Below are 10,658 nucleotides of genomic sequence, written 5' to 3'. Positions count from 1 at the left end.
TACGGGCCGCCCCGCGCAAATATCCCGGATTCCGGCCGTCCGGCCGAAATCCGGGATATTCATCGCGCAGTCGGTCTGCTTCGCGCTTCGCGCCCCCGCGGGTGGCAATCGATTCGGCGCACGCTCGTTTGCGCCGCCGTCCCCGTTTAATACCCGAGCTCCTTCAGCATGCCGGACAGCGCGCGCAGCCGCTCGCCGATCAGTTCGTCGTCGTCGCTGAGCGCCTGGCTGAACAGCTTCAGGTCTTCAAGAATTTTCTCGTTGTCCGTGGCGACGGAGATCGTCATCGCGTCCCCCTGCAGGCCGACCCGGTCGATAACGGGATTGGCCGTGTCGTACAGTTCCTTGTAGCGGTATGCTTCGCGGAAATGCAGCAGGCTGCGGCTGACGAGAATCGCGAGGTCGAGCACGCGGTGCAGCGGCAGCTCCTCGGATTGGCGGGACCATTTCTCCCCGGTGTAGCGCCATACTTTCGCCGAGATGTCGAGCTTCCCGCGGTCGTTCCACTGCGCGAGGCCGAGCGACAGCCCTTTCGCGTCGGAATGATTGGCGTAGCGGCCGTCGATGTGCTCGTAGTTTTCGGAGACGATGACGGGTTTATGCTTTAAGGTCGTCGGAATTTTCATGGCGGGGCTCCTATTCGTCGCAGGATCGCGTAATCATATCTACTGATTTACTGAATTACTAAAGACATAGCGATCATAGCCCATCGTCCGCGCCAAGTCAATAGGCCGAAATTTTCTTATAAGAACGATCAGTCAGGTATTTGGGGATTATTCCTTCCCCTCTCCGTCATAACCGCCATCCGCGACCTTCGGAATTCCCTCCAATTTACAGCTATCGTCCTCGATCGGGACCGGCCCTATTATTGACTGTTCGTTCTTCAATCGCTATACTGGACGAAAAGGAGGTTTTCTTCATGCCGCGTCCCAGAGAATTCGATCAGGAGCTCGCGCTCGACAAGGCGATGGAGCTCTTTTGGAGCCAAGGCTACGAGCGGACGTCGATCCAGGATCTCGTCGAGCACACGGGCGTCCATCGGGGCAGCTTGTACGATACGTTCGGCGACAAGAATCAGCTGTTCCTGACCTGTCTCGACCGGTTCAGGCAGAGCGCCAGCGCCCGGTTCAAGATGCTCGAAGGCCCGGGCGAGCCGAAAGAGATGCTGGTCCGCTATTTCGACGCCGTCATCGACTCCGCCATGAACAACGGCTCGCGCAGAGGCTGCTTCGTCGCCAATACGGCCATGGAGCTCGGCGCCGTCGATCCGGCGATCTCGAGCCGCATCGAAGCTTACTCCGTCGACATCGAGTCGCGTTTCTATACGTTCCTGCTGCAGGCGCAAGCGCAGAACAAGCTTCGCGGCAAGCATTCCCTCCGGGAGCTCTCCCGCTTCCTCGTGACCGTGCGCAGCGGCCTGTACGTGCTGGCCAAGACGGCGCCGGACCGCCAGACGCTGCAGGATAGCGCGAACGTCGCGATTTCCCTGCTGTTCTGAATGGCCCGTTCAATCCGATCCCCGCTTCTTGTGGCTGACCAGCGACACGTAGATGCCGACAAGCAGCACGCCGAGCAGCGTTTCGATCATGACCCCGACCTTGACGGGACCGGAATTCGGCGTGATGTCGCCGAAGCCGAGCGTCGTGATCGTAATCGCGCTGAAATACCAGAAGTCCTCGACGCGATAGTTCGTGTAGCCGTTCATGCCGACGTAGAGCTCGAGAAACTTCCCGTCCGGCAGCGTATGCGAGGCGGCGATGAGATCGCCCAGCCGGCGGTCTTGTTTGGCGTTCGCGAAGATTTGCATATAGCGCTCGTAATCGCCCTCCGCGAAATACAGCTTCAACGTCTTGGCCGGCCCGCCGTCCGCGGCGCTCGCGCGGTCCCCTGCTTCCTCGGCATAGCGGACCTCATGCCCCGTCCCGTCCGCCGTCCCGTCCCCCTTATACAGCGCGACGTCGACCTCCGCGTAGCGCTTTCCGAGCTCCGTCCGCCACGCCGGCAAATCGTCGAAATCGAGCCTGTCGGTCGAGACGACGAGCGGCTCGGCCGCCTTCCGGAACGTATAATAGGCATAGCCTTCCCTCGCGAACTGATTCTCATAAATGCCGCCCCAATCGGCGCCCGTTTCGTCGCGCGTCAGGTAAGCGTCCGCGTCCAGCTTCAAGTAGTCCTTCTTGTATTGGCCCTTCTCCAGAATCTCCTTCAGCCGGTATTCGTCCGCGTCGTCGTACCGCTCGTCGGCGTAGATGCCGCGAAGCGTCGTTTGAATTTCGGCCTGCTCGGAGAAGACGAAATCGTCCCCCATCGTCCGGTCCGCCATGTAATAGTAATACGAGCCGAACCAGATCCAGACGTACAAATAGAGCAGCATCGTCAAATGCTTCGAATGCCGTCTCAGCCACGGCGCGTAGCCGTCGGTGCCCAAGCACAGCGCCGCGGTCATCAGCGGATAAGCCGCCATCTGCAGCGCGGTTTCCAGCTCTTGGGCGGCATCCGGCCCGTACCGGCCCGTTTCCCGGACAAGCACCGCGATCAGCGCTTCCGTCGCCTGAAAGCCGAGCAGCGCGAGCAGCAGCAGCGCCACGTGCAGCAGCATCTTTCGCGATAACCGCATCTGCCAGTTGGCGTACACGATCCGCTGATCCAAGTAGAACGCCCAAGCGAGAACGGCCGCAGCGGCGACCTTGACGATCTTCACCCCGAGATGGTAAGAGGTGTGGGCAAGCGCGAATTCCAGGCTCGCCGCGATGACGAGCGCCGTCATCGCGACATGCCGCCAGGAGGAGATTCGGTCGGATAGACGCATGGCTCGTGCTCCTTTTCCGGTTTTGAGGACTACTTACCCCATTCCGCCGAAAAGCACGCACCGGATGCCCTCCCGCGCCGTTCGCCTCGCCTTGGCACCCATCTTGCCGGGAACGGGGCATCGGCATAAGCAAGTCCGACCGTCGCTCATATGCTGTACGAAGTCCGGGCATGGAGGTTATGACGAATGGTCAGGAAACGGGTAAAACGCGAAGGCAAGCATATCTCGGTCTACTTCATCACCGTCAACAAGCACATCACGGTGTACCAGCGGGCGAGCGGCAACGCGCAAATCAACCGCAACATCGGCACGTACGCGAACGAAGGCGGACAGAACGCCAAAAAAGGCGGCAAAAACGTCCAAAAACGCTAAGGCGGCCTCCGGCCATGTATAAAAGCCAAAAACGATCGCTCCCCGGCATTCAAGATGCCGGAAAGCGATCGTTTTGTTTCATCTTCGCATGAACTAGCAACGACTATATTGATTTTACTTTTCCATGGCTTTGAGCAGCGTCGCCAGCATCTTGGCCGCTTCGCCTCTTGTTGCGCTCTTCGCCGGCGCAAACTGATGATTAGGCATGCCGCTTATGATCCCGGCTTGCTGAGCCTTTTTCACGGCTTCGCGCGCATAGGCGGAAATGTTGGCTTCGTCCGCGAAATGAATCGGCTGCGCGCTGCCCTCCAAGGTATAGCCGAGCAAGTCCGACAGTCTTACGAGGATAACCGCCATTTGTTCCCTCGTAATCTTCTCGTTCGGCGCAAACGCATCCGGTTGAACCCCGAGCACGATGTTATTCCGCTTCGCCCATTCGACATAAGGCGAGTACCAGTCTGCCGGCTTGACGTCCGCGAACGAGCTCTTCGTGAACGCGGACACGTCCGCTCCGGCCGCTCCGGCGATCAGCTTGACGAATTCGCCGCGCGTGATCGCGTTATTCGGCAAGAACTGGCTGTCGTTAACTCCGCTGATCATGTCTTTACCCACCAGATAGTAGATGTCTGCTTTCGCCCAGTGCGCATCGGCGTCTTTGAAATCCAAGATCTTTTGCGTCATGAGCAGGTATTCGGCCGACGTCGAGGAGGTGAACGGAATCGCGACGGTTCCGTTTTCGTCCGCGGTCAGCTCGGCTACGAATGCAGGCGCTTGATCGGCGGAATTTACCGCGTAGAAGAACAGCTTTTTGCCCGCTTGTTCGTTGCCCGTCGGGAGTTCAAGCGTCATTTTCCCCGGAAGGGCTCCGTTTTGGTTGAGAGACAAGCCCAGCACGATTTTCTTTGCATGGACTTGAACAGGGGTCGATATTTTCCCTATCGGAGCTTGGTTTCTGACATTGACGCCCAAGTCCGCGTCACCGTTGGGATTCGTGATGTCCGAGCCATTGACGTTCCATTTGTAGCCGTTGCCCGCGAACGTCATCGTCGCGTTCTTGTCCTTCGCGAGTTCCGCGAAGACAGCGGATTTCACGACGCTGTCCTTGGTGAGATCGACGTCCGGTCGAGTTACGACCGGCGGAGTCACGACCGGCGGAGTCACGACCGGACCGTCGGGTTCGGCTGACTGATATGCATAATACCAAACGCGCGCTTTGTAAAACGTCTCCCTGTTCTGGATCCGCTGTTCTTGCGTATAGCCTCCCTGGCCGTCCGGCTGGAAGATATCCACCTTCTCGGTGTTCCAGTTGGGATTCAGCAACTCGTTCGGTACCGCGCGGATAACGGTGCCGGAAAACGGTTGGTTGCCGATGGATTTGATGTTCCTGCTGTAAAGATCATCGTAACCCTCGAATTCCGTTGTGACGGTGCCCGCGGCCGCATCAAATTGGAATACATTGTCGCCGGTGACTACCCAATACAGGTCATCGTTCCCGTAAACCGGGTACAAATCGTGGCCCCACGCTCCGGTATCCCCTTGGGCAGGAGGAAGATCATACGCTAAGTCCTCTCGCGGCGTCAAAACAGGCCGCTCTACTGTCCCGGTGACAGCATACCCGACCACCTGATAATCTCCGATGGCCCAGAGCACGTTCCGCTTCGGATCCCACGTCACGCCGTGAGCGCCGGGCAAGGTCACTTGGGAATAGTAGCCGCTGCTGTCGCCCTGAGAAGCCGCGTATACGGTGAGCGTATTGCCCGTGCTGCTCGCGACGGCAATATTGCCATCCGGCAGCAGTTCGATGGAATGCGGGTTGTTTTCTACAATCGTATTACGGGAAAACAGACTCTCTTTCGTTTCATAGTCTATAATGCCCACAAAGCCTCCGGAGGCGGTGGTAATCGCCACATACCCGCCGTAAAAATCGCTGTAGCGCAGTTTCGCGTCGCTGGCGTTTGTATATTTGTCTATATTTCTGAATCCCAGCTTAGCAGTGGGGCTCCAGCTCCATACAACGGCATCGCCGTCGTTCCAGTCCGGACGGTTTTGCTTGTAGACCACAATCTTATTGTCTTTCTGGTCCACGCCTGCCACCATCTCCGTGTCCGCAGAGGAAGGTACGATATCCAGCGGTTTAGGACCGTCGGCGTTTGCGGCGGCTTTGTTGACCATCACCCGCAAGGAATCGCCTTCGGTGCCGTTCACGATGCGCTTGACGGTCATGTCCGACCGGATAAAGCGGCTCGCGTCCGTAATCTCGGTACCTTCAAGGTCATAAACTTTGATTTCGCCGGCATTGTCCATCCCTTTAATGAAATCGCCAACCGTCGTCTTATGGGCAATGTTGGTGATCGTGCCTCGGACTCTATCAATGGCGTACTCGGGAGAAGTCATGAAAAACTTGAACGGAATTTTGTAGGATCGCGGCGTCTCCACCGCCCCCGTCTGTTCGCCGTAGTTCTTCATTTGCAGTTCGTAATGATCGGCATAGACATAAATCATGAGCGACTGCACGACCTGAGGCTGTAAGGCCGAAAGCCATCCCGGGTTGAAGCGATTGTTATAATAGCTCAATGAGCCGCCAAATTCGGATACAAAACCGCTCGAGCGGGCGTTGCGGGTCGCCTCGATGCTGCCGTCCGCATTATAAGGCGTCACGCGTTCGTAGGTATCCCTTTCAATAAACGCCGTCGGACCTCCGTGGTCATGACCGTAAACGTAAAGCAGATTAGGATACTTGAGCAGCACGTTTTTCAATTTGGTGTTCATCCCGTTGCTGTCGCTGATCCCATAGTCGGGCGTCAATCCCCGAGAATCCAGGAACCCATAGTGCCCCAACAGGATGACGGGTTGTTCTTGGCCGATGCCAGCCAGAATGGTTTCCACCCATTCAACCGCCTCCGGCTTGTAGAGGTACTCGTTTATGGCTCCGTCGCCGTTATAAGGCGTACTCATCCCGATAAAATGAATGCCGTCGATCTCGTAATGATAGGCCAACAGATTGGACTGCCGGTCGGCATCTTCATACAAAACGTCCTTGTACGCTCCAACGCCTTCGCGCATCGCTTTGTCGATGTATGCGCCAGAGTTGTATTGCGTAAGGCCAACCTCGTAATCATGGTTTCCATTGACATAGAGCACTTTGCCGTCTTTGCTTGTGTCTTCGAAAGCTTGCGTGATTTGCGAGGTCGCTTTGTTTACCGTTTCCGTATCCCATACGGGTGCTCCATGGGTGCTGATCGTATCGCCGGACACCAGCACGACGTCGGGGTTTTCTTCCGCTTTGATTTTTGCCATCGCTTTGCGGGTCTGCTCCCGGATCGTGTCATCCTTATCTTGCAAGCCATAGTCAAGGTGCATATCGGAGAATGTCGCGATGGTGTACAGCGGCTTTTCATGCTCCTGGCCGTCACTGGTAAACCGCAAGACGGGATACCCTTTCTCGGCGTCCATCTTCCACCGGGTGTCAAAATCCCAGTTGATCGCCTCGTAGTTGCTTTGCTGCGCAAGCTCTGCATGCGTCTTGGGCGTAATCGATGCATGGATGACGTTGCCGGCGTTAGGCTTCGTTGTAATCCGGGATGGATTCTGATCCGCTCCCTCTTCCCGCTGCATCATAATATCTTCGCTAGCAAGGTTATTGCCGCCTAATACGGTCGTAAGCGTATTGCCATAGAGACTGCCAAGGTCTTTATCGGCGGCGCTGCCCGTTAAGACATCCCATTCGTAATGAATCGTCCCTTCATAGGCCACGTTGTTTTGAAGGGTCGAGTTGGCCGACAAGAATCCCGCAACCAGCGCTGCGTTGAAGTAGGTCGCGTTAGCGGCGGGAGTGACCCGGTTATAGATGTCTCCCATCGCGATGTTGCGACGCAACACGGTATTGGTCGTATTCCCGGCAATTCCGCCTGCCTGAGCGACTTTAAACGCTGCGTCGCCATCCAGCTTAACGGTTCCGTTGAAGAAACTATCCTCGATGACCGTTCCGTTGGCCGTGGTGGTATAGGCCGAGCCTACGATTCCGCCGACCGCATGATCATGATCTCCCGCAGCCCCGTTAACCGTCACGGCAATCGAGCCGGTGATCTGAACGCCGGATATCCGGCTGGTCTGGCTTAAGTACCCCACAAGGATTCCGTCTTGCGATCTTACCGCCGACGTTAGCACGCGAGTCACCGATGCATCCTCAATAATCAAGTCTTTAATTAGCGCGTTGCCGGAGCTTGTTCGGATAAACCCGACATTGCCCCCCGTATCGCCGGCTACGATCTTCAGTCCGGTAAGTTTATGTCCTCGCCCGTCGAAAACGCCGCTGAAGGTGTCTATCATCGGGAAGGTCTGACTCAGCGCAATATCGTCGGTCAGGACGTAAGACTTCGAATTTCTGTAAATGATGTCGTTATCATTCATTTTTTGCACGGCAAACAACAAATCTTGTTCATTCTCGATTTGAAAAGGGTCGGCTGCGCTGCCGTCGCCAAAAAGCTGATAACCGGATGGATCTTCCTCAAACGTCAAAACGGGATATCCGTTCTCGGCGTCCATCTTCCAGCGGGTGTTGAAGTCCCAGCCAGTCGCTTCATAGGCGCTTTGCTGCGTAAGCTCTGCAAGCGTCTTGGGCGTAATCGATGCATGGATCACATTGCCGGCGTTAGGCTTCGTTGTAATCCGGGATGGGTTCTGATCCGCTCCCTCGTCCCGCTGCATCTGAATGTCTTCGTTCGCAAGGTTGTTGCCGCCGATGACGGTCGTCAGCGTATTGCCGTAGAGGCTGCCAATGTCTTTATTGGCGGCGCTGCCCGTTAAGACATCCCATTTGTAATGAATCGTCCCTTCGTAGGCCACGTTGTTTTGGAGCGTCGAGTTGGCCGACAGTAATCCCGCAACCAGCGCTGCGTTGAAGTAGGTCGCGTTAGCGGTTGGGGTGACCTGATTATAGATGTCTCCCATCGCGATGTTGCGACGTACGACCGTATTCGTTGTAAACCCGACGATCCCACCTACCTGAGCGACTTTAAAGGCAACGTCGCCATCCAGCTTAACGCTCCCGTTGAAGAAACTATCCTCGATGACCGTTCCGTTGGCCGTGCCGGTATAGGCTGAGCCCACAATGCCGCCGACCACATGATCGTTATCGCCCGCAGCCCCGTTAACCGTCACGGCAATCGAGCCGGTGACCTGAACGCCGGATACCATGCTTTGCTCGCTTAAATAACCGACAAGGATCCCGTCCTGCGTTCTGACCAACGACGAGAAGCTGCGAGTAAGCGAAGCATTCTCAAGAATCAGGTCTTTTATTAACGCACTGCCCTTGGCTTGTTTTATAAACCCGGCATTGCCCGTCACGCCGCTAGGCACTGCTATATTCAACCCAACGATCTTATGGCCTTGGCCGTCGAACATCCCGCTGAAAACGTTAATCATCGGGAAATTTTGAGTCAACGTAATTTCATTGACCAAAGCATAAGCCTTCGAACTGCTGTAAGTCGCGTCGTTGGCATTCATTTTGGCGACGGCGAACAATAATTCCTCTTCGTTGCCGATTTGAAACGGATCTTGCGGCGTGCCGTTACCAGCAAGGCTTATTGCTTCCTCGGCCGATTCGGCCGATGCCGTCGTGACCGGCGGGATAACCGTCACGATTAATGAAAATAACATGATGATGCTCAACAACGGTTTCACCCATTTTTCTTTATTCATTTTTTGCATGGTACGCTCCCTTTTCGTCGCGCCTTCAAGTCCGCGGTTTATTTGATCCATCTCTCATACGCGCCTTGGTAAATCTCCATCAATCTTGGAAGCTGCAATCCGTCCAGCTTCTTCATGAAGCCGTCATATTCGGTCGTAATGTCGCCTTTATTCGTAATCCATTTCACTTCCTGTTCCTTGATCGCATTTTCGATTTGCGGCAAAATCCGGGCAATCTCTTCGGCTTCCTCCCGGGACATCATAACCGGAGGATACACGTTGCCCGCATCCATCGCGTACGGTGCGAAGACCTCGGCAAACCGGTATTTCAAACTGTCCTTTTTCGTTTCGCCATCCGGCTTCGCCGGCGTTTCGGGACCCAGGAAGTTCTCCGCCATCTCATTGGAGATATAGCTGGGAAGGACGCGGGTCGTCGTATCCCTTAGCCATTCTTCTCCATTCCATCCTTCGGGACTTTGGATTCCCTGCCATTTTCCGTCTCCCAACTTTTTGGTCTGATGATCGAACATGCCATAGACTTCCTGAATGGAATTGTCCGCTTCGTACATTTCATCCACGTAACGCATCAGTACTTCGGGATTTTTGGCCGACGTCGTGATAACCAAACGGTTTGTGTTGAGACCGGAGATGCTGTTATTCCACAGCCGGGTACCGGCCGGGCCTTTCAACGGAGGCAGCGGAACGTATTCCACCGTGTCGGAGGTCTCCATGCCGATGCGCGTAGGGCCGACTTCCAAATCTCCGGTCCATCCGTTCAACAGTCCGTACACGGGCGTCTCGGCGCTTCCTTTCGCCCGGTAGCGGGATGCGTCCTGCGTAAACGCTTCCGGATCGATCAGCCCGTCGGCATACAGCTTTTTGGCATAAGTAATCGCTTCTTTATAGCCGTTTGCCTGAATGGCCAATACCGTTTTGCCGTCTTGAATGAATTTATTCGTTCCCGGTCCAATGACGCCGAACGGACCGAAGACGGTTTCGCCGAAATTCCCCGCCCATGTATCGGAATATTGGAAAGAATAAGGAATTTCATCTTGCTTCCCGTTGTGATTAGGGTCTTTATCCCGGAATGCCGTCAGAACGTTAACCAGATCGTCGGTCGTTTCCGGCATGGCAAGCCCGAGCTCGTCCAGCCACTTTTTATTGATTAATTGGGACGTGCGAATATATTTTCCGTCTCCCGGCCAGAGGGAATAGGCATTGGGAGCCGGGAACCCGTATAATTTGCCGTCAGGCGTGCGGGATGCCTTTTCCACCTCGGGATTATCGGCCAACATTTTCTTAAGGCGCGGCATATACTTGTCCATGTAATCATCGAGTTCAACCAGCATGCCTGACCCGCCGTAGGTACTGATATCATCGTTCGTCAGGATGTTTGCGATCATATCCGGCATATCGTCGGATGCGAGCGCAGTGGCTTTTCTTTCATTGACAGCCGTAGCCAGGACGTAATCATAGGAAATACGGACCCCCGTTTTTTCATCCCTTTCCTTGTAGAGCGCCATATCGTTGGGGTCTCTTTTCCCCAGCGTATAGGAAATCATCATGGAATAGTCAACGGGCTCTTTCACGATCGGAAGCCCTTCTCCTAGGTACAGATTCCCCTCCAGCGTTCTGCCGTTTTCGGTTGTTTGGCCGCTGTTGTTCGCTGCTGCAGCGCTCGTTTCCGTGTTGCTGGCGCCGGTATTTTCGCCCCCGTTAGCGCAAGCGGCGAGCATGCCCAGCACCGCGGCGGACGTAAGGACGGCTAGCGGTCTTCTCGGATTCATGA

The 10,658-nt window shown here is 55.6% G+C and carries 6 protein-coding genes; 2 read left to right on the top strand and 4 right to left on the bottom strand.

Going from position 1 to position 10,658, the window contains the following annotated elements:
- Nucleotides 1-146: 146 nt before the first annotated feature.
- On the bottom strand, nucleotides 147-626 hold the full coding sequence (locus I8J29_RS19290) for a DUF6530 family protein (protein WP_208849145.1): 480 nt from the start codon (nucleotides 624-626) through the stop codon (nucleotides 147-149).
- 293 nt (nucleotides 627-919) lie between these two features.
- On the opposite strand from I8J29_RS19290, the gene I8J29_RS19285 reads away from it, so the two are divergent.
- The gene (locus I8J29_RS19285; RefSeq protein ID WP_208849144.1) at nucleotides 920-1,498 is read left to right on the top strand and encodes a TetR/AcrR family transcriptional regulator; all 579 of its coding nucleotides are present in this window, start codon (nucleotides 920-922) and stop codon (nucleotides 1,496-1,498) included.
- Nucleotides 1,499-1,507: 9 nt separating this feature from the next.
- Here the strand turns inward: I8J29_RS19285 and I8J29_RS19280 are convergent, their stop codons facing one another.
- A complete protein-coding gene (locus I8J29_RS19280; RefSeq protein WP_208849143.1) occupies nucleotides 1,508-2,809 on the bottom strand; it encodes a potassium channel family protein in 1,302 nt (433 codons plus the stop codon).
- A gap of 186 nt (nucleotides 2,810-2,995) precedes the next feature.
- On the opposite strand from I8J29_RS19280, the gene I8J29_RS19275 reads away from it, so the two are divergent.
- Nucleotides 2,996-3,181 carry a hypothetical protein gene (locus I8J29_RS19275; RefSeq protein ID WP_208849142.1) on the top strand — a complete coding sequence of 62 codons (186 nt, stop codon included), beginning with the start codon at nucleotides 2,996-2,998 and terminating at the stop codon, nucleotides 3,179-3,181.
- A 114-nt stretch (nucleotides 3,182-3,295) separates the two neighbouring features.
- On the opposite strand, the gene I8J29_RS19270 is transcribed toward I8J29_RS19275, so the two are convergent.
- On the bottom strand, nucleotides 3,296-8,941 hold the full coding sequence (locus I8J29_RS19270) for a DUF6528 family protein (RefSeq protein ID WP_208849141.1): 5,646 nt from the start codon (nucleotides 8,939-8,941) through the stop codon (nucleotides 3,296-3,298).
- Nucleotides 8,929-10,656 carry an extracellular solute-binding protein gene (locus tag I8J29_RS19265; RefSeq protein ID WP_208849140.1) on the bottom strand — a complete coding sequence of 576 codons (1,728 nt, stop codon included), beginning with the start codon at nucleotides 10,654-10,656 and terminating at the stop codon, nucleotides 8,929-8,931. Before I8J29_RS19265 ends, I8J29_RS19270 begins: the two co-directional genes overlap by 13 nt.
- Between the last annotated feature and the right edge of the window lie 2 nt (nucleotides 10,657-10,658).

Source organism: Paenibacillus artemisiicola (assembly GCF_017652985.1).
Lineage (GTDB): Bacteria > Bacillota > Bacilli > Paenibacillales > Paenibacillaceae > Paenibacillus_Z > Paenibacillus_Z artemisiicola.
Note: the sequence above shows the minus strand (reverse complement) of the source record. Positions and strands in the feature narration are given on the sequence as shown.